Annotated in this window: 12 protein-coding genes and 1 tRNA gene; 3 read left to right on the forward strand and 10 right to left on the reverse strand. The window is 42.3% G+C overall.

Going from position 1 to position 19,923, the window contains the following annotated elements:
• Positions 1 to 75: 75 nt before the first annotated feature.
• Complete coding sequence (locus tag L0Z67_RS13095) at positions 76 to 2,730, forward strand: ATP-binding protein (protein ID WP_405128113.1); 2,655 nt, start codon at positions 76 to 78, stop codon at positions 2,728 to 2,730.
• A gap of 5 nt (positions 2,731 to 2,735) precedes the next feature.
• On the opposite strand, the gene rimI is transcribed toward L0Z67_RS13095, so the two are convergent.
• From rimI to L0Z67_RS13115, 4 genes are all read right to left on the reverse strand, one after another.
• Positions 2,736 to 3,182 (reverse strand): ribosomal protein S18-alanine N-acetyltransferase, encoded by a 447-nt coding sequence (rimI, locus tag L0Z67_RS13100; protein ID WP_062569562.1) that lies wholly within the window; start codon positions 3,180 to 3,182, stop codon positions 2,736 to 2,738.
• Positions 3,169 to 3,471 (reverse strand): hypothetical protein, encoded by a 303-nt coding sequence (locus L0Z67_RS13105; protein WP_193987716.1) that lies wholly within the window; start codon positions 3,469 to 3,471, stop codon positions 3,169 to 3,171. Before L0Z67_RS13105 ends, rimI begins: the two co-directional genes overlap by 14 nt.
• A gap of 68 nt (positions 3,472 to 3,539) precedes the next feature.
• A tRNA-Trp gene (locus L0Z67_RS13110) sits at positions 3,540 to 3,616 on the reverse strand.
• Positions 3,617 to 3,801: 185 nt separating this feature from the next.
• Positions 3,802 to 4,704, reverse strand: coding sequence for a LysR family transcriptional regulator (locus L0Z67_RS13115; RefSeq protein WP_062569560.1), 903 nt, complete (start codon positions 4,702 to 4,704; stop codon positions 3,802 to 3,804).
• 100 nt (positions 4,705 to 4,804) lie between these two features.
• On the opposite strand from L0Z67_RS13115, the gene L0Z67_RS13120 reads away from it, so the two are divergent.
• Entirely contained in the window at positions 4,805 to 5,932 is a 1,128-nt protein-coding gene (locus L0Z67_RS13120) for an FAD-dependent oxidoreductase (RefSeq protein ID WP_405128114.1), read from the forward strand.
• Here L0Z67_RS13120 and L0Z67_RS13125 read toward each other — a convergent pair.
• The 4 genes from L0Z67_RS13125 to guaB form a co-directional block, all read right to left on the reverse strand.
• Positions 5,920 to 6,066, reverse strand: coding sequence for a hypothetical protein (locus L0Z67_RS13125; protein ID WP_157066207.1), 147 nt, complete (start codon positions 6,064 to 6,066; stop codon positions 5,920 to 5,922). The genes L0Z67_RS13120 and L0Z67_RS13125 overlap by 13 nt on opposite strands.
• 249 nt (positions 6,067 to 6,315) lie before the next feature.
• Positions 6,316 to 11,403, reverse strand: a complete 5,088-nt coding sequence (locus tag L0Z67_RS13130) for a PKD domain-containing protein (RefSeq protein WP_237114373.1) — start codon at positions 11,401 to 11,403, stop codon at positions 6,316 to 6,318.
• Between the two features lie 2,262 nt (positions 11,404 to 13,665).
• Positions 13,666 to 15,243, reverse strand: coding sequence for a glutamine-hydrolyzing GMP synthase (gene guaA, locus L0Z67_RS13135; protein WP_062569557.1), 1,578 nt, complete (start codon positions 15,241 to 15,243; stop codon positions 13,666 to 13,668).
• Between the two features lie 101 nt (positions 15,244 to 15,344).
• On the reverse strand, positions 15,345 to 16,814 hold the full coding sequence (guaB, locus tag L0Z67_RS13140) for an IMP dehydrogenase (protein ID WP_062569556.1): 1,470 nt from the start codon (positions 16,812 to 16,814) through the stop codon (positions 15,345 to 15,347).
• A gap of 117 nt (positions 16,815 to 16,931) precedes the next feature.
• Between guaB and xseA the strand changes: the two genes are divergently transcribed.
• Positions 16,932 to 18,284 carry an exodeoxyribonuclease VII large subunit gene (gene xseA, locus L0Z67_RS13145; protein ID WP_405128115.1) on the forward strand — a complete coding sequence of 451 codons (1,353 nt, stop codon included), beginning with the start codon at positions 16,932 to 16,934 and terminating at the stop codon, positions 18,282 to 18,284.
• Here xseA and L0Z67_RS13150 read toward each other — a convergent pair whose 3' ends face one another.
• Positions 18,285 to 18,932, reverse strand: a complete 648-nt coding sequence (locus L0Z67_RS13150) for a hypothetical protein (protein ID WP_062569555.1) — start codon at positions 18,930 to 18,932, stop codon at positions 18,285 to 18,287.
• A gap of 28 nt (positions 18,933 to 18,960) precedes the next feature.
• Positions 18,961 to 19,785: a serine O-acetyltransferase gene (cysE, locus tag L0Z67_RS13155; protein WP_062569554.1), complete on the reverse strand. Its 825-nt coding sequence runs from the start codon at positions 19,783 to 19,785 to the stop codon at positions 18,961 to 18,963.
• Between the last annotated feature and the right edge of the window lie 138 nt (positions 19,786 to 19,923).

Here is a 19,923-nt window from a genome sequence, read left to right on the forward strand (position 1 = left end):
CTTTTTCTAAGCTTGTGTAATCAAGTTGTAACGCATACTATTGGTAAATTACACGGAGGGAAATAAAGTTAGGTCATGAAAACCAGTAAACTCAGCATTCGATTATTATGGTATATCACGCCGCTTGTGATCTTACCTTTGTTATTTTTAGGCGGGTTTACGCTGACCAATGTAACTAACTCCACAAAAAAACAAGCTGAACTTATTGTCAGCCGCTTTGTTGAGCAACAACAACAAAAAATATTTAACTATATTGACTCCTTCCACTCGATCACCCGACTTTTATCAACATCCCCTGTGCTTGCTGATTTTTTAGCTCGCGATACAGACTCAAAAACCCAATATATTGAACATTTGGGTGAGTTAATGAATGTATTTGCCAGCTATTCGGAGGCCTATCCTGATATTGTAAGTATTAACTACTTAGCGCCAGATGGAACCAGTGATGCCTTCTATTCGAGTCAATTAACACCCGCTCCTAAAGAGTATCCATTTTTTAAACAAGTACAGCAGTCAAACTTACGGCAACAACAGTTTATGATCGCAAAAGAGGATGGCTCCACCAGCCTGTATTTTGTGCATCCAATTTACAACATAGATTATTATTTGAAGCGCCCGCAACAACTAGGCTTTATTGTTGTACATGTTGAGCCCTCGATTTTAAACACCAGCATCCTCGAAGCGCCTTTTAATAATACCTTAAATTTGTTTTTAACCACTAAAGGGCAAATTCTTTTTAGCTCTGACTATGATTTACGGGGTAGTTATTTAAGTGAATATGAACTAGAGCAAATTAAGAGTCTTGCTGACTATGGCAAACTTGCCAGTATTGAACTTTCTAGCATTGATAAAGAAGAGCGTATTATTTACGCAGTACAAATGACCGATGGTGATTACTTTGTATCAACCACACCTAAAAACCTTCTCTACCAGTCTGGCAAAGCGATTAGCCTTATCACCGCTTTAATTGTCATTATTTCAGTGATCGCTTTACCCATTCTTATTTATATTGTTGTTCGCAACCTACTCCTCACCCCTGTTGAGTTACTTGGTGAAGCGAGCCACCGTGTTGGGGATGGCGATTTATCCGTGTATCTGCCAGCCCATACAAACGATGAAGTCGGCGTGCTTTTCAACGACTTTAACCACATGGTGAATCAAATTCGTCATTATCAAGATGAGCTTGAAGAATATAAACATCACTTAGAAGAAAAGGTAGAAAGCCGTACAAAAGCCCTTGAAGCTATGAACAGCAAGCTTGAGGTGGCCATTGCGCAAGCTGAACAAGCAAACCAATTAAAAAGCCGCTTTTTAGCTAATATGAGTCATGAAATTCGTACACCACTCACCGCAATTATGGGTTTTACAGAGCAACTCTTACATAATAAAAATGCAGTCAATGATGAGCAGCACTTAAGCACCATTTTACGTAATTCAAAACACCTACTTGAACTGATTAATAACATTCTCGACTTGTCTAAAATTGAAGCCGAAAAACTGGCCGTAGAGTGTAGCCCCTGTCACGTTGTGCAGCTTGTACATGACATAGACTCAATTATTCGCCCTTTGGCGAATGAAAAACAACTGCAATTTGATATCGATTACAGTTTACCCATCCCCAAAATCATCAACAGCGACACTACTCGTTTAAAACAAATTTTGATCAATATTGCTAGTAATGCGGTGAAGTTTACTGAGCACGGCTCTATCTCTATTAGCATTTGTTACAACAGCAGCAAACAATTCTTAGAATTTGCAATTAAAGATACCGGTATTGGCATGTCTGAGCGTGAAGTCGAAAGGGTATTTAAGCCATTCGAACAAGCTGATGCGACGACAACTCGCCGCTTTGGTGGCACGGGACTTGGGTTATGTATTTCAAAGAATTTAGCGCAATTATTAGGGGGTGATGTCCACCTAATTAGTGAGCCTGGCAATGGAAGTTGTTTCACAATTCAAGTAGCTTGCCACCTAAATGCTAAACAATTACAGGATGACGCCTTTATCTATGACCATAAACAGCTTTCACCGGATAAAGACTTACTCTTATCATTTGCTGAAAATAACTTTGATGCCAGTATTTTGGTTGCTGAAGATAATCCCGATAATCAGTTACTGATCAAGCTATTATTGCAGACATGGGGGCTTGAGCCTGATATAGCCAAAAATGGCGCAGAAGCTGTAGAAATGGCATTAGTTAATGACTACCAACTAATTATAATGGATATGCAAATGCCTGTAATGGGTGGCTTAGAAGCGACCCAAATGCTTCGACACGCAGCCTATGATGGCCCTATCATTGCGTTAACAGCCAATGTCATGAAGACTGATGTAGACAGGTATATCAAAGCTGGCTGCAACGAAGCTTTAGCAAAACCCATTGACAAAAGTGCCCTAGAACAAGTTTTAGTTAGTTATTTAAATATAGAAAAAGACAGCCAGAATAAGTGGGAAAACTTACTAAAAAGTGATAAGTTTCAACAAATTAATGAAAATTACCGCTCAAAGTTACCAGATTATTTGGGTCAAGTTATTCAGCTTTATCGTGCTAAGGAATGGGAAGCACTGCGCTCATTAGCACACAGCTTAAAAGGCAGTGCGGGATGTTTTGGCTTTGAAGCTATTCATAAAACCGCAGGGCAACTTGAAAGCGCGCTACGTAGTAATGATACTGAGCAGGTTGATGCAAGCTATGAATCACTTATTAGTGCACTTGAAAACGCCGCCTAATGGGCTTAAAAACGCAGCGTTAACCCCATTAAAATTGCGTTTTCATTGCCTGTTGCAGTTGGGTAGTAATTTTTTCGCACTGACATATGTGAGAAGCCCGCACGTTCATATAAAGCAATCGCACGATTGTTAGATTCGCGTACTTCCAAAAATAGGTTCTCAGCTTCATGCTGTTCGCCATACTCAATAAACGCCGCTAGTAATTGCCTTGCTATTCCCTGCCCTTGGTATTTAGGTGCAACACAAATATCCATCAAGGTGTAATCAGGGCCTGCCTTCTCACCGATATAGAAACCCAGCATGTCGTCGCCTTGAAAAGCAGCAAGATTAAAATAACGACCCGCTAAACACGATAACATGGTTTTTTCTGTCCACGGATGACTATGACAGGCATTTTCAATGACCATTAGCTGTGCAATATCATTTGCATCAACAGCTCTAAAGTTTATCAAGTTGTTCACCAATTAAAGACCAAAGTTGCTTTTTCTGCTCATTAGTGAGCTTATCGCTTGGCAAGCTTAAACAGCCCTCTTGCCAACTTATACTGGTAGCCTTAACAATCTGCGTTATTACTAAAGGAGACAACGCTTTTTCAAGATCTTGATGAAGCTGTAACGGAAGCGTTATGGGTGTTTGTTGAGGCGTAGATATGTGTTCAAGCGGAGCGTCAGACACAGTTTGAAAGTGTTGATTTAACTCTAAAGGTTGTACAGAAAATATCGCAGCGTAACTTGGGTTCATAACGACTCAATCATGATTAAGAGCAAGTAATATAAGAAGATTTGCGATTAAAGTAAAGTAGGAAGAAATGGCAGGGGCGGAGAGATTCGAACTCCCAACCGTCGGTTTTGGAGACCGCTGTTCTACCAATTGGAACTACGCCCCTGCAATGACGGTGAATTATATAGAGCTTTTTATAAAGGTAAAGTAAAAAAACACGATTTGCAGTTCAATTGCTTTCAAAATAAACAAAACGGCGAATTAGCAAGCTAACAAAGCTCTTTTTAAACATACCCAAGCTATCTGCAAAAAGTAAAAGAGCCAAACACAGTTATAATCATTTAAAGCACTTCATTCGCTTGAAAGATAATGTTGCTGAATAACAAGTTGAAGGTACTCAATAAATGCTTTTACTTTTTTGAACGGATATCTACGCCCAGAATAAAAAGCATACAAAACCAAATCTTCAGGCTCATCAGCTAAGGAATCTATTTTTGTTAACAGCCCTTCTTCTAGCTCTTGTCTGCACGCTTCAAAAGGAAGTATCGCAAAACCTAACCCTTTGAGTGCAGCAGACTTTGCCATATGCCCACTATTTACTTTATAACGGGATGCAACATTAACTGTGCCTGCTCGTTTGAATTTCCATGGCATTCCTTGTAAGACTGATAAACTTGTAATACAGGGAAGCTTACCAAGTTCAGTCGTTGAATTTGGTTTAGGATGTTTATCTAGTAAAAAAGGAGAAGCTACGACACAACTTGGCCAACGCACTAGCTCTTTTGCAACCCATCCAGAATCCTCCACAGGGCCTCGTCCAAAACGTATCACTATATCAAACCCTTCTAATAGCCCCTCTTCAGGATTAAGCTGAGTATCACAACTTAACTGAATGTTAGGGTGTTTATAACAAAACTCAGCCATAGCCTCTGCCAAAAACGGTAAATCAGGTGTAATGACTTTTAAATGCCCCGAAACTAAATCACTATTTTGATAGGTTTCTTGTAAAACATCCCCCATCGCAACAAGCAGCGGAGTTAAGTTTTGATAAAGAAGTTCTCCCGCTTCTGTCGCGACCATTTTTCGTGTTGTACGTTCCAATAACCGTACATTCAACGCGTGTTCTAAAAGTGCAACATGACGGCTCACATTTGATTTGGGAATTTGGCACAGCTCTGCGGCCCGCTTAAAACTTAATTGTTCAAATACCTTCTGGAAGCTAAGAAGCCACTGTAATTCAATATTGTTTAGCAAAACTATCTCATCAAATGGGATTTACAAACCAAAACTACCATATTTATCCTATTTATTGGACCAGTAATAATCATTTTTTTCTTAAACTGGGAAGATTTAAATGAGTTCAATTAAAAATATAGCCATTATAGGTGCAGGTGTTGCAGGCCTTGCGTTAGCGATATTTGCAAGAAAACAAGGTATCAAGGTTACCTTATTCGAAAGAAACACCAGCTTTTCTACAATCGGTGCTGGCGTTACGTTATGGCCTAATGCGACTTTTGTGCTTGAGCAGCTAGGTCTAATAGATGATTTCACCCAGTGTGGGGGTCAGCCAGTTGCTATGCGACAGTACGACAAACAAGCCACTCAATTGGGTGAGTTTAATATTCAAACACTAAACTCTCTGTGCGGCTTTCCAACTATTAGCATATTACGTCGTGACTTAATAAAGATACTCGCCGAGCGACTAGAGAAACTGGGTGCCACTATTCACTTCAACCAAGCCGTCAATACTCAGGACATTGCGCAATTAAAAGATAAGTTTGATCTTGTAGTAGGCTGCGATGGACGAATGCAATCGAAAGCTCGAGAGTATCTGTATAAAGTGCCTATGCCAACTAAATACCAAGGCTTCATTAATATAATTGGTACCAGTGAAATTGATCTGACCCCTTTTGAGCAGACAATTCATGACTTTAGAGTTAATAATGAACGCTTTGGTATAGTACCTGTAGCAAACCAACATTGTTACTGGGCTGCTGCATGGCCTAGTAACCTTGATAAAACGAAACAAATGGAGCAGTGGTTTGAAGAAATGCATGAGCGTTTTCAAGATTGGCCTAAAAAAGTTCAACAGGTACTTAATAGTTATAATCCACGCAGTTTAAAACGCATATTTGTACATGATATCGACCCACTTCCCTATTGGCACAAGGAGAATCTCATTATTATCGGAGATGCTGCACATGCTTCCTTACCCACATCGGGGCAAGGTGCTAGCCAAGCGCTTGAAGATGCTTGGCATCTAGCTCAATTATTTAAGACCGAATTTAGCCTCAATGTTATTTTGAAGAAGTTTTATGAAACTCGTATTCATAAAACCTCCAGCGCCCAAAACATGGGTAGACTAATAGCTCAGCATATCTTTCAACAATCATCTAATTCGGCCACAGATGCACCAAGTATATCCGCAGAAGAGCTCAGTCAACTCTATATGCAAGGACTAGACTTAACTCATACCAAATGATAACCGTCTAAATAACAAAAACCCGCTTCAAAAAAGCGGGCTTTGGCCCAAGTAGAAAATTCTGTCATATCACGACGAAGTTCTTGTTTCTCTTTAATACTAAGCCTCCACGGAGCAGAAGTGGTTCTATCCACCTTGTGTCGCCAACTTGTCGCTGTACATTTTAGATAGCGCATCAAAACATTGGTTACCAGCAAGAAGCCTCAAAGGGTTCATATATCCACTATTACAATCGATACCGTCCCATCGATATATTGGAGACGATAATTCTGTTTAGGCCGTGAATCGGCTTAACTTACTGTCGGGAATTAGTTGACCGCTACAAAGCTCGAGATAAAACCCCACACTCTCTGATGTGTGGGGAACTTTATGTAATAGGCTATTTACATAGCAGGTTGAATGCCGTTAGGGCAAGCACCTGGTGAGCCTGTGCCTGGAATAGTGGCCGGCACTGTTGGCACTGGGTAATCGCTCTCTAGTAATTGTATGGAATTGTGGTTGACTGCCGGTACGGTTTCAATATTACACCCGCGAGCGCCACCTGAATCGAAGCCACCACCGACTTTACCTTTACAAATGAAGGAGCAACTAAAGTGCGCATCTTGTAAATCGTGCACGTTATACTGCTGACAGCCAACAGCGGGGTCAGTGCCAACGGAAATGAGTTTACCTAACCATGCAGGGTTTTTTGCCCGACTCTCCAACTCTTTATTCACTGTTTCAGCGGTGGCACATCGACGTGTCACATAACGTGATCCATCAATGAGGTTTTCGACATCATTGATGCAATATTGATATTTGTAAAACTCAGCGGAAGCCAATGATTCAGGATTACCAGCAGCATCAGAGCCACAAACAGCAGTCTTGTGCGAGCGCTCGCAGATAAATTTCGGTCCACGGCACACATCGCATGATACTGGTGATGTCGGTGTTGGGTTAACCGCATCTCCTCCACGGCTGTTTTTGATAGGCAAGGTGGCGCTGACCGTTTGACCTTTAGTATCAGTGACCGTCAGCGTAATATCCCCTCCGATATAGGTGCATTCACTCGCAGGTTTGCTAATGGTTGCCGTTGGGTTGTCGGTTGTTTCACCACTTAGCACCACGCCTTTGGCTGGCGGTGTCCAGCTATAGGTGTAGGGTGGTGTGCCACCGGTAATTACCGGTGCATGCAAACTTACTAACTTATCGATACCATTTAGCGAAGTCAGATCCGCGTTTATGCTTTTAAGTGCGGCTGTCAGTTTGCGACTGTCGACTAACGGTAAAGTTGCCGGAGCTGCTGGTTTGATCAGCACTGTATAACTTTGGTTGCCAGCCTGATAATGACCTGGCGTATCACCAGCTACTATGTCGAGTTTATAGGTACCAGCAGTGCCTGTTTGCGGGTTGATGCTGATGGTAGCTGCATTTAGAGGAGCGAAGGCATCGGCTGGCGCGGTACTCGGCGTAACGGTCCACGAAATAGTCGTTGGCGTTATCGGTGCAGAACCTACGCTGCTTATAAAATCTACAGTAACATCTAACTTTGGATCACCTTCAGTTAAGGTTATGTCTGTTGCACTTTTTGGCATTACAACAATAGTCGGTTCATAAACCACGACATTTATCATGTCTTGCTGCGAAGCACCACCTACTATTGGCATCCCGACCACAGTAAAAGTGAGCGTTGTATCGCTCGTCACATCAGGTGCCGTAAATGAGGCGTTATATTGATTGGCACCACTTAGCGCAACTATTGGTATTCCTGCCGTTTGCGTCCATTGATAACTGGCGAGACTGCTGCCCGTTGCATTTAGAATAACTGTTTGCCCTGCGCGCACGCGCAGATCAGCACCAGCACTAATACTAGGCGCAGCCAATACTTCCACCATCGCCGTTTGTGATACTTTATTACCTGTTCCTTGTGCGGCAAAAGTGAAGATATATTGGTTCTCGTTTCCATAGGCTGGAGCGATAAAGGTACTGGTTAAACTGCGAACATCGCCCTTGACGCTGCTATTGCTGAGCGTAATGGTACTGGCCGCCGTAGGAAGTTGGCTCCACGTTAAACTTTGCACCGTTGCAGGGCTGCTTGAGTCTGCATCGATCACCGTACCGACTAAACTAACGATTTGTCCTTCATTGACATAAAGAACAGGAGTAACATGTGCCGATATATCGGGCTGGCCTTGCACTGTAACTGTTACTTGGTCTTTTTTGACTCGACCATTACTAGTAACCGAGAGTTCAAATACCAGGTCTTCGCTGGTGCCCGCAGCTTTAGCTGGAGAGGTAAATGATGCATTCAAAGTATTTGCATTTTTTAAAGGGGTGACATCTGAGCCTGAAATCTGCGTCCAAGTATAAACTGGTTCATTGGCATGTTGCACACTGCCGTGCAACTGTACATCACTTAAACTTTCAGCAATAGAAAAATCATTACCAGCGCTGACCAGTAAAGGTAAAGCGGGTACGGTCACGACAACGCTATCTTTAGCCGTATTACCCAAACTGTCGATTACCGTCAGGTTGTAGTTAAGCTCTACTTCATGGGTCAGAGACGGCGCGATAAATGATGGGTTCGCATCACTGATACTGCTTAGTGCGGCATTCGTATCATCTGTCCAACTATAGGTGTAGGGCGGTTTCCCTCCTGCAACATTCGCATTTAAGTACCCCGTTTGCGTGGGTGATAAATCAAAGTCGGCGCCCAAGTCGACACTCATGTGGCGATCTTGAATGGTCACTGCAACCGTGGCGGTAGCCGCATTGACCGAATCCGTTGCCGTAACTTGCAGTTTGATCGTAGTATCAGCATCCACATTGGGAAGGTCTAAGCTTGCATTCGCTGAGGATCCGTTGATAATGTTTGTTGTCGTCAGTGATGTTGTGCCGGCATCAGCAAGAGTCCATGCATAGCTTACCGCACCATCGGCATCTTTAGCCGATGCCAATAAATTGAGGGTATTACCTTCAGCCAATGTGCGTGTTGCTGCACCAGCTGTTACTTGCAAAGCATTGTTCACATGGTAAGTGACACTATCGGTAGCAGAGCCGTTAGCCGTATCATTTACTGTCACTTCAAGGGTCACAGTAGCAGGGCCATTCGGTGCGATAAAGCTTGGAGTAGCGGTGTTTGGATCTGTAAGGCTAATGCCTATACTAGTGGTTTCTACCCATAAATAACTGAGTGAACCAAAGGTGTTGCCAAGACTGACTCTCGGCTTCACTGTCTCATTTGCAGTTACGGTCGCATCATTAGAGGCGGTTACCATTAACGGCAACTTCGGTGGTGCGACTACTGGATCAACTGTCACAGTCATTTGTGCTTTTGCTACAGCTGACCCATCGCTCACTTCGACTTCTATTACAATATCTTGATGGCCGCTCACACTAGGAGCAGTGAAACTTGGCGAATCCGTTTTATCATCTGCAATCGTAATGGTTGGGCCACTTAATTGCGCCCACTGATAGTTTAAGGGACCACTGGCGTTCATCACTGTCGTTTTAGGGTGCACCACATGACCACTGTATACGCTTTCATGCCCAGCCATACTGAGCGCAAGTGTGGGTCTGCTTGGCGCATTAACAGGTACTGCCTGAAACTGAGTATCAGTAGTTTTAGTAATCACTTTACCTTCAGGTGAGGTATAGGTAATGGTTGCCTGAAGCTTAATGTTGGTATTACTGCTTACTGATGGCGCATTAATGATGGGCTGAGCTGTATTGTCACCAGCAATTATCAAGTCATTAGGTTTTGGATTTGGCTCAATCACCGTCCATAGGTAAGAAAGAGATGCCCCGTTATCTAAAGGGGGGACATGGATATCGATGCTTGGTTTAAAAGTTTTGCCGGATTCTACCTGAACGGGAGCTGCTGTACTGACTCCAGGGCCTGTTGCCAAGTGACTACCTATTTGGTTTTGATGAGGTGCCAGCTTAAATACAGGTTTAGCGGTATAAAGTAGCGAATCGGAAACAGTATTGGTGCCATCTGTCACAGTAACATTGACTCTAATACCTGTTTCTGAATTGACATTAGGCACAACAAACACAGGGTGCTCTGTTGTCGCATCTGTAAAGGCAACATCGCTACTCTCCCACAATACTGATACACGATCAAGCGTACCGGTGATAGTTGCTGCAGGATATACAAAATCCCCTTCTTCAACTAAACAGTTGGTGGTGCAGCCCTTTGGTTTAATAATCTGTACCGACAAAGGCGCAGTTGCCTTCACTTGAATATCGTGTGTAATACTCACTTGATGGCCATCGGCATCAGTTACTTGTACTACCCATTGAAAATCGGTGTCGGTTGTAACCTCTGGCGGCGTAACCTCGGTAGTTTTTCCATTAACACTACTTATCATAGCGTCTGGACCTTTTGTTTGCGTCCATTTATAGGTAAAAGGCCCTTTGCCACCATTAACCTCGGCAGTCAAACTAACAGAACCATGACCATTGTATACTTGATGCTTAGCACCTTGCTGAGGCTGTAAAGGTCCAGGCTTTATTTCTACTTGCTGTGTCTGTGATGTGCTTTTTCCGCTACTAATTTCAGTGGCTGTTACTTTAAATTCAAGTTTTCCCGGCTGCTTGGGCGCAACGAAAGATGTGGTTTGGCTGGCACTGTCTATTAAGTCTACTGTGGTACCGCTCACTTGCTGCCATTCATAGGTGAAGCTTCCACCGCCACCAGACTTTTCGGCTTTTGCTGTTAAGTGGACTGTTTGCCCTGAAGTGCTTTGCTTAACTGTATGTGACGATTGAGAGTTTGCATCAACTTTGCCCGTTCCAGTATTAACCTGGTTAACAAAGCTGATGCCCCTTGGCTTAACCGTGAGAACCACAATCGTATCAAACAACAAGCCGCTGGTGTCTTCAGTTTGTGCTGAGAAAAATAACTCTGTGTCCTGAAAAACATTAGGTGCTGTAACCTCAACTCGATTATCTATTTGTTGCCAAGATACTGTTTGTTCACTTAATAGTTCCCAACTTATCTCTTTGTCACTATCAACCAACCCATTAACCGTATAAGCCGCATTTAAAATGACCTTGTGTTCAGAAGAAACTTCCGTTGGGCCTGTAACCTCTAATGACTCAACATCTCCAATAACGTCAACCGGTGAGGTAATGTCTATGGTGATATCCTTGCTTAGCGACATACCTGAGAACCTAGCTGTTACACGAATACTAGCTTGCTCAATATTTGACGGTGCTACAAAGAACCCTTGGTTACTATTACTAACTAAGCCAAGTGGTAATACACTCTCTTCCATCCAAAGGTAACTCGCGCCATCAATATTTTGTCCATTTTGTTGTAACTGAACCTCAATCACTGCAGATTGACCCACTTCTACGGATAAAGGCGCTCGGACCAACTCAATTGTAAATTCTTTACTTGTACCTGATGACACTGAGGTTCGGTCACAGGCCACTAGAAAGAATAGCATTAAAAGTAAACCAAAACCTTGACTAGGCAATTTCATAAGTAACAGTATCCGTATCATAAAAAAGATAGAAAGTTTTAAGATTATTTAAGCCTAAAAAGCATAACCACACTTAAAACTTCGATAACCTAAATTGATACTAGACTCAAAATTAAAACTCTGCAATTTGTCCCTTTTTCATGAATCAAAAGAACACGATCTTACTGTTAAATTCAGTCCTGTTCTCGCAGTTCAGCTTATTAGGGTTGCCACACTCTTAGATAAACTAGCCTTGGAGTCTTGTGATGTGCCTGCCACTGGTGGTTACAGAAACCAACTGACCGACTATTCCAGCGAGTAATTATCCACCACATCCCCTCCAAAAGTGCCTACCATTACTAAGCTGGTATGACACAAATTCCATAGACCAACGTTGATTTAACACTATTGTCTTAGCTCTTTGCGTTTCTTCACACCCGCCCTCTTCAGTGTCGAGGCGATAGGCTTGCTTTTAGCTCTGAATCCAGCATTTTCCTTTGAGCAAATCCTGTAACATAAGCTACCCACACTGGGGATATTTAATCGCCAGCGACTGAGCCCAACAAACTTATAAGCCACACATTCAGTGTACCAACAGGCACACCGATTAATTGAAGAACGTTCCACCGCTACCACACCTGATATATCAGTGACGGTACATCCAGATGTCAAAAAAGAATCGTATGTAAACGACTATGATCATCTTTATCTATGGTTTTATATGTATTTTTATATTCGAAGTCTCTCGGAGCTGATCGGTAATGTTATAATCATAGCCTAGGCTCGATTTGGTTAAGTCAGTTGCGTTGACGATCAGGACGAGCGAGTCGAGTTACCTACTATTCTAAAAACTCTGTGTTTTACATTTAGGAATGATTAGTTAGCCAAACGAGTATAAGTAAAGTACTAAGAGAACTTTACAGGCTAATTAAAAATTATTTTAGCCTTTATAAAGTGTTAAATAAAACTGACTAGATATAATTAAATTTAAAGTAATTATTTTCGAAAATAGTTCTAAATATGTGTAACCTTGAAGAAAAGTGATGCTTAAAACCATTTCGATTTATTTTTAATCTTGTCTTAACTCAGCACCATAAAATACCCGCTACCTTACTCGCTTTATGTATTAGAGTTTTTACCCTTAGCAGAACAGCTTAATAGGTGAAAGGGCTCGAAGCTCGCAAAGACTAGGAGCTATTAATAGACATCAGCCTAAAAAGTCAAAGACGCATAAGCGTATTTTAATCTATCTGATATATAGTCGTTCAAACCCTATCTGATAATTCCTTGTTTTTAATTGCTGCCTATACAACTAAGTTCTTACTACTCGTCGACGTTTTAGTTCAGCTTTGGCTTAACGTCTGAGCCCACTTTTTCTTCAGCAATTAACGGTCGTGAAACTGAACTTACTCTGCTTAGTTACCATTTTGCTTTTGATCCGATTTTTTTATAGCTCATTGATATTAAGGTATTTCCAATCAGTAGAGCACATTATAAATAATCAAGAATGCTACAGCACAAAAGACAGTATTATATTACTTTATCACTTTAAAACTTTTCTGTTAGCTACCACTTTTGCACTCTATCTAACGGTCAAATTTCCCAAGAGATATCAACTCCAGTTCAGCTTCTGATTTAATCTGTATTTATGTGACACTCAAATTATTGTTAGTCAATACACTATTCAAAGGTACTTCCGTATCTAACAGCTTTAAGCTTACCTATTTTATGAATATCCATCGCGCTTTGAATCATATTTTACGCTCAAAATAACAATTTTCATCATTTCCATGTTAACCATATCACTTACCCCATTCTAAGTTGTTATACAACGCTTCTTAAAAATCGCTCGGTGAGTTAGCAGAAGGTCGAGAAAATATAGGTGATTACCTTCTTCAAGACGAGTAAAATTTGCAGGGCGTTTTCTTGGTTGATGAACTGTAGAGCGGCTAGTTAGATCGGTACACCATCACTGACTACGTACGGCGACCAAAGGGCCAGCGTCTTATTTTGTCGATTTGATCGACCGATCCATCATAAACTCGCCCTACCATCTTCAACCTATTTTGGAATACCTCCATTTTGTCAGCAATGACTTTCATCTTCAGGCAGTGCCCAGTGTTACGCAGCCACAGCCCTAAAAATAGAAGCCAGCACTACAACGAAAACTAATATCTCCGCAAGGTTTTTTAGGAAAGTAAAAATTCATTAAAAAGGCCAGTCAGAAATACTGACTGGCCTTTTTTATCTAACAGAAACTAGATTAGGTTTTTACAACCAAGTCTACTCCCACTCGATTGTTGCCGGTGGCTTACCTGAAATATCGTAAACAACACGTGAAATACCATCGATTTCGTTGATGATACGGTTAGAAACCACACCTAGGAACTCGTAAGGTAAGTGTGACCAACGTGCCGTCATAAAGTCGATTGTCTCTACACAGCGTAGCGATACAACCCAGTCGTATTTACGCGCATCACCCATTACACCTACCGATTTAACTGGTAAGAATACAGTGAAGGCTTGACTTACTTTGTGGTAAAGCTCTGCTTTGTGTAGCTCTTCAATGAAGATAGCATCTGCGCGACGTAGTAAGTCACAGTACTCTTTCTTGATTTCACCAAGTACACGAACACCTAAACCAGGACCTGGGAATGGGTGACGGTAAAGCATGTCGTAAGGTAGACCAAGCTCAAGACCAATTTTACGTACTTCATCTTTGAATAGCTCACGTAACGGCTCAACAAGACCCATTTCCATGTCGTCTGGTAAACCACCTACGTTGTGGTGAGACTTGATTACGTGTGCTTTACCTGTTGCTGATGCAGCAGATTCGATAACATCTGGGTAGATAGTACCTTGACCTAACCATTTTGCGCTTTTCAGCTTTTTAGCTTGCTCGTCAAATACTTTAATGAAGGTATGACCAATCGCTTTACGCTTATCTTCTGGATCTGACTTACCTGCTAAGTCTGCTAAAAATTGATCTTCAGCATCTACTTTAACAATGTTTAGGCCGAACTTGTTGCCAAACATGTCCATAACTTGCTGACCTTCGTTTAGACGAAGTAGCCCGTTATCAACGAATACACATGTTAGCTTGTCGCCAATTGCACGGTGAATAAGCATTGCAACAACAGATGAATCAACACCACCTGATAAACCTAAGATGACTTCGTCATCACCTACAGTTTGTTTGATACGCTCAATCGCATCGTCGATGATTTTAGCCGGAGTCCATAGCTTTTCACAGCCACAGATATCAATCGCAAAACGCTCAAGTAAACGTTGACCTTGATGCGTGTGAGTTACTTCTGGGTGGAACTGCACGCCGTAGAAGCGCTTTTCTTCCCAAGACATTGCAGCATGTGGGCATGTAGACGTTTTAGCCGTTGTTTTGAAAGTCTCTGGTACTTCCATTACTTTATCGCCGTGGCTCATCCAAACGTCTAGTACGCCTGCACCGCCATCAGTAATGTGGTCTTCGATAGCGTCGAATAACGCACAATCACCTACTTTTTCAACCTGCGCATAACCAAACTCTTTCTTATCAGAGCTGTGTACGCTACCACCTAGTTGCGTTGCCATTGTTTGCATGCCGTAACAAATACCAAGTACTGGCACGCCTGCGTTAAATACATACTCAGGAGCACGTGGGCTGTTTTCAAGTGTTGTAGACTCAGGACCACCCGACAAAATAATACCTTGTGGATTAAATTCGCGGATTTGCTCTTCAGTTACATCCCATGCCCATAGCTCACAGTAAACACCAATCTCACGTATACGACGTGCGATTAACTGTGTGTATTGCGAACCAAAATCTAAAATGAGAATTCGTGAATCGTGAATGTCTTTGCTCATGGAGTATCTCGTTAGTCAGGAACTGCTCTCCCAAAGGGAGATGATAAATAAATTAGGGCTAGCAAATGCTAGCCCATTGTAATTTCAATACCTTAAGGTAATTAACCTAAGCGGTAGTTTGGCGCTTCTTTAGTGATTTGCACATCGTGAACGTGTGATTCACCCATACCAGCTGAAGTAACACGAACAAATTGAGGTTTAGTATTTAACTCTTCAATTGTTGCACAGCCAGTTAAGCCCATTGCACTGCGAAGACCGCCCACTTGTTGATGGATGATTGTCGCAATAGGGCCTTTATAAGCAACACGGCCTTCGATACCTTCAGGAACAAGCTTGTCTGCTTCGTTCGATTTTTGGAAGTAGCGGTCTGATGAACCTTCTTTTTGGTCCATAGCGCCAAGGCTACCCATACCACGGTAAGACTTGTAGTAACGACCTTGATATAGCTCAACTTCACCCGGTGCTTCTTCAGTACCTGCTAACATTGAACCCACCATCACACATGATGCACCTGCAACAAGTGCTTTTACGATGTCACCTGAGAAACGAATACCACCGTCAGCAATAACAGGGATATCACGGCCTTTTAAGCCTTCAACTGCATCAGAAATAGCAGTGATTTGTGGAACACCACAACCTGTTACGATACGAGTAGTACAGATAGAACCAGGACCAATACCCACTTTAACAGCGTCAACACCCGCATCAGCAAGGGCAATCGCACCTTCAGCTGTTGCAACATTACCTGCTACGATTTGTAGATCTGGGTATGCTTGACGTGTTTGAGCAACACGGTCGATAACACCTTGTGAGTGGCCATGTGATGTATCGATAAGTAATACATCAACACCTGCTTCAACAAGGGCTGCGATACGCTCGTCAGTACCTGCGCCAACACCAACAGCGGCACCTACACGTAGACGACCTTGCTCGTCTTTACATGCGTTTGGTTTGTCTTGTGCTTTTTGATAATCTTTTACAGTGATCATGCCTTTAAGTTTAAAAGCATCATCAACTACGAGAATTTTTTCGATACGGTGCTCGTGCATTAGACCTAAGATTTCATCACGGTCTGCACCTTCTTTAACAGTCACTAACGATTCTTTTTTCGTCATAACGGTAGAAACAGGTTGCTCAAGTTTGGTTTCAAAGCGCATATCACGGCTTGTAACAATACCCACTAGGTTATTATCACCATCCGTCACAGGGAAACCTGAAAAACCTTTATCTTCTGCTAATGCTATGGCATCAGCAATTGTTAGATCCGCAGTCACAGTAACAGGGAAAGAAACAATGCCTGCTTCGTACGTTTTAACTTTACGTACGTTTTTAGCTTGCTCTTCAATTGTCATGTTTTTGTGGATGAAACCTAAACCGCCCTCTTGCGCTAGCGCAATCGCTAAACGAGCTTCTGTTACAGTATCCATAGATGCTGAAACTAGCGGCAAGTTAAGATTGATACCACGCGTTAAGCGAGTTGAAATATTTGCCGTGTGTGGCAAAACAGTAGAATGACCTGGTACTAGTAGTACGTCGTCAAAGGTAAGAGCTTCTTTAGCAATTCTAAGCATATTGGCAACTTCTCACATGTGGATCTGAGTATAAGGAATTGCGGCCAAATTTTATCAGCGTTCTAAACCCGAGTAAATAAAATTGTGCAATTATTTATGATAAAGTAGCCTTAGTTTATGGCAAAGAGATTAAATTTAGCTGCAATGGGTAATTCACAAGACATTTATACCGTATCACGCCTTAATAAAGAGATCCGAAGTGTGCTAGAACGCGGCTTTTCTTCTTTAGTGTTAAGTGGTGAAATTTCAAACTTTATTGCGCCTGCTTCAGGGCATTGGTATTTCACATTAAAAGACGATCGCGCACAAGTAAAAGCAGCTATGTGGCGCGGTAATAATCGTGGCCAAACATTTCGCCCAACGAATGGCGCACAAGTAACTGTGCGTGCCCGTGTATCTTTGTATGAACCGCGTGGTGATTATCAACTAATTGTTGAACATATGGCACCAGCTGGTGAAGGCTTATTAAAACAAGAGTTCGATGCGCTTAAAATGCGCCTTGCCGCCGAAGGCCTGTTTAGCTCAGCTTATAAAAAACCATTGCCAACACATATCAATCGCGTTGGCGTGATTACCTCGGCCACAGGTGCGGCCATTCGCGATATTTTAACCGTCTTGAAACGCCGTGCTCCCCAACTTGAAGTGGTGATTTATCCGGCCATGGTGCAAGGCGCTGATGCTCACAGCCAATTAATAGAAAAAATAAACATCGCCAATCAACGTAACGAAGTGGATGTACTGATATTGGGTCGTGGTGGTGGTTCATTAGAAGATTTATGGTGTTTTAACCATGAATTACTCGCACGCGCCATTTATGCCAGCAACCTGCCTATTGTCAGTGCTGTGGGTCATGAAGTAGACACCACTATCAGTGACTACGTTGCAGATATACGCGCAGCCACACCTTCTGCAGCAGCCGAGTTGGTCAGTCCAAATAGTGAGGAGTTACATAGCAGAGTAAATCAGCTTGTTAGGCATTTAAATCATGCCTTTAAACACGCGTTGGCAGTTAAACGTACTAGAGCGACGCAATTTGAGCATCGCTTACAACTGTGTCACCCACGAAATCAACTCAATCAGCAGGCACAAAAGCTGGATGAATTGAGCCTTGCTTTACATCGTGCTATGCAAAGTACAATTCAGCGCCATGAGCGAGTACTTGGCAACCTTACTCCTCGTTTAATGCAAAGCTCACCAGAAAAGCAACTTACTCGCTATGAGCACTTGCTTACCCAGCTGCAAGGTCGTTTAACACAAGCTATACAGCACCAATTTACAACATCCCGTAATCATCTATCACTGCAGGCGAGCCGCTTAGATTCAGTCAGTCCACTAAGTGTATTAGCGCGTGGTTATAGCATTACTAAAAACAAACAAGGTCAGGTGGTGAAATCAGTGTCACAGGTTAATAGCGGAGAATTGCTCACTACCGAATTGGCAGATGGCCAGTTGCAATCAAAAGTGGTTTGATTAATCTGTACTTACAACGATGACTAGCTCATCGTCACTCGAAGTGGTGGAAGTGTATTTGAACTGTTTCCACCAGCTTTGCAGCATTAAATCATCTGTTATATTTCGCCAATAATGCTCAGGAAGTACTGTAACGTCATCTGGGCGTTGTAACTTAAACTGACAAACTGAACTTTTACACTTAGAAACGCTGACATTTGGCTGTATAGGTAAGTCAGCCATAATTAAAAAGTCACTCATAGCTGTTTCAACTTGATAGGCCCATGTTTCATTGCGTTCTTGCTGTGCTAAAAGCGTGTAAAGCTGATCAAGGTGGGAGTCTATTTCATCGGATGTAAGTGCGTTAGTGCGATAACGTGCAATCACAGCCTGCTGGCTCTCGACTTGTAATTCAAGCTCGGCAATTTGCTGCTTAAGCGCTTCTTGAGTTAATTCTTCAGGTGAAGTTTGATGCCCAACATTAGAAACTCCACTCACACTAATAGGTGCAACTGGCGCTGCCTGCTCAGAAATAGCCGGCTCTATAACACTTATTTGCGCCCGCTCTGAAGTTGGCAAAACGGTGTTATCAGTTTGAAGCATAAACATGATGATAGCGCCACAAATAAATGACGCTACAATCGACAAACCAAAGGCTAATTTAGACAAGGTTCTTTTTGCTCTTTATTGTAAAGAACTACAGCATTGCACTGGTATGAGATGCATTGCTTGCGCTTGTGGTGCTGTCATCCAGAAAGTTTTGATTCATACTTTCCGCTGGACAAGGACAGCTCGGTTTACCCACCACTTTAGCAGGTACCCCAACAACGGTTGTATGTGCTGGAACAGGGCTTAATACGACAGAGTTTGCACCTATGCGTGCGCCCTCTCCTACCTCGATGTTACCCAACACTTTCGCACCGGCACCAATCAACACACCCGCGCGAATTTTAGGATGGCGATCACCTTGTTCGTTACCCGTACCACCTAAAGTAACCGATTGAAGAATCGATACATTATCTTCAATAACCGCTGTTTCACCAATTACAATCCCAGTTGCATGGTCAAACATAATACCATGACCCACTTTACAAGCAGGGTGAATATCAACACCAAATACCTCAGAAGTTCTACTTTGAATAAAGCGAGCAAGTTCTTTTCGATTCTGTAACCAAAGGCAGTTTGCAAGTCGGTGTGCTTGTATTGCATGAAAGCCCTTTAAGTTAAGTATCACCGTTAAGTAGCTATCTGCGGCAGGGTCACGATCTTTTACTGCTTTTATATCATGAGCGACATGGGTCAACATCAAATCACACTTAACAAAGGCCTGGTCAAACAATTCGCGAATTGTGAATGCTGAAACCACTGCATCCGCTAACTTATTAGCAACAATAAAACTTAGCGCCGAACCTAAGCACTCATGATTTAACACACACGAATAGACATGACTTGCTAAAAGAGGTTCACGAGTAACGACTTCGTTTGCTTCTTCGCGAAGCTTTTGCCAAATTTCATGACGCATAATTTTGCCTTTCTGGTTATACCTAACTGCTATTACTTAAGTTTAACGGATTTGTAGCAAGATGTACTAACCCGTTGTTTATTTGTTCTGGTTATATCTAATAACCAGAGCGTCATCGTTATTTGCTATTAAACATAA

This window comes from Pseudoalteromonas sp. PB2-1, from assembly GCF_045040605.1.
GTDB lineage: Bacteria > Pseudomonadota > Gammaproteobacteria > Enterobacterales > Alteromonadaceae > Pseudoalteromonas > Pseudoalteromonas arabiensis.

Bases quoted from the DNA above. Each gene is read 5' to 3' on its own strand.
- L0Z67_RS13095 (WP_405128113.1), top strand. From the start codon at position 76: ATGAAAACCAGTAAACTCAGCATTCGATTATTATGGTATATCACGCCG.
- L0Z67_RS13105 (WP_193987716.1), bottom strand. From the start codon at position 3,471: ATGAACCCAAGTTACGCTGCGATATTTTCTGTACAACCTTTAGAGTTA.
- L0Z67_RS13120 (WP_405128114.1), top strand. From the start codon at position 4,805: ATGAGTTCAATTAAAAATATAGCCATTATAGGTGCAGGTGTTGCAGGC.
- L0Z67_RS13130 (WP_237114373.1), bottom strand. From the start codon at position 11,403: ATGAAATTGCCTAGTCAAGGTTTTGGTTTACTTTTAATGCTATTCTTT.
- guaA (WP_062569557.1), bottom strand. From the start codon at position 15,243: ATGAGCAAAGACATTCACGATTCACGAATTCTCATTTTAGATTTTGGT.
- guaB (WP_062569556.1), bottom strand. From the start codon at position 16,814: ATGCTTAGAATTGCTAAAGAAGCTCTTACCTTTGACGACGTACTACTA.
- xseA (WP_405128115.1), top strand. From the start codon at position 16,932: ATGGCAAAGAGATTAAATTTAGCTGCAATGGGTAATTCACAAGACATT.
- cysE (WP_062569554.1), bottom strand. From the start codon at position 19,785: ATGCGTCATGAAATTTGGCAAAAGCTTCGCGAAGAAGCAAACGAAGTC.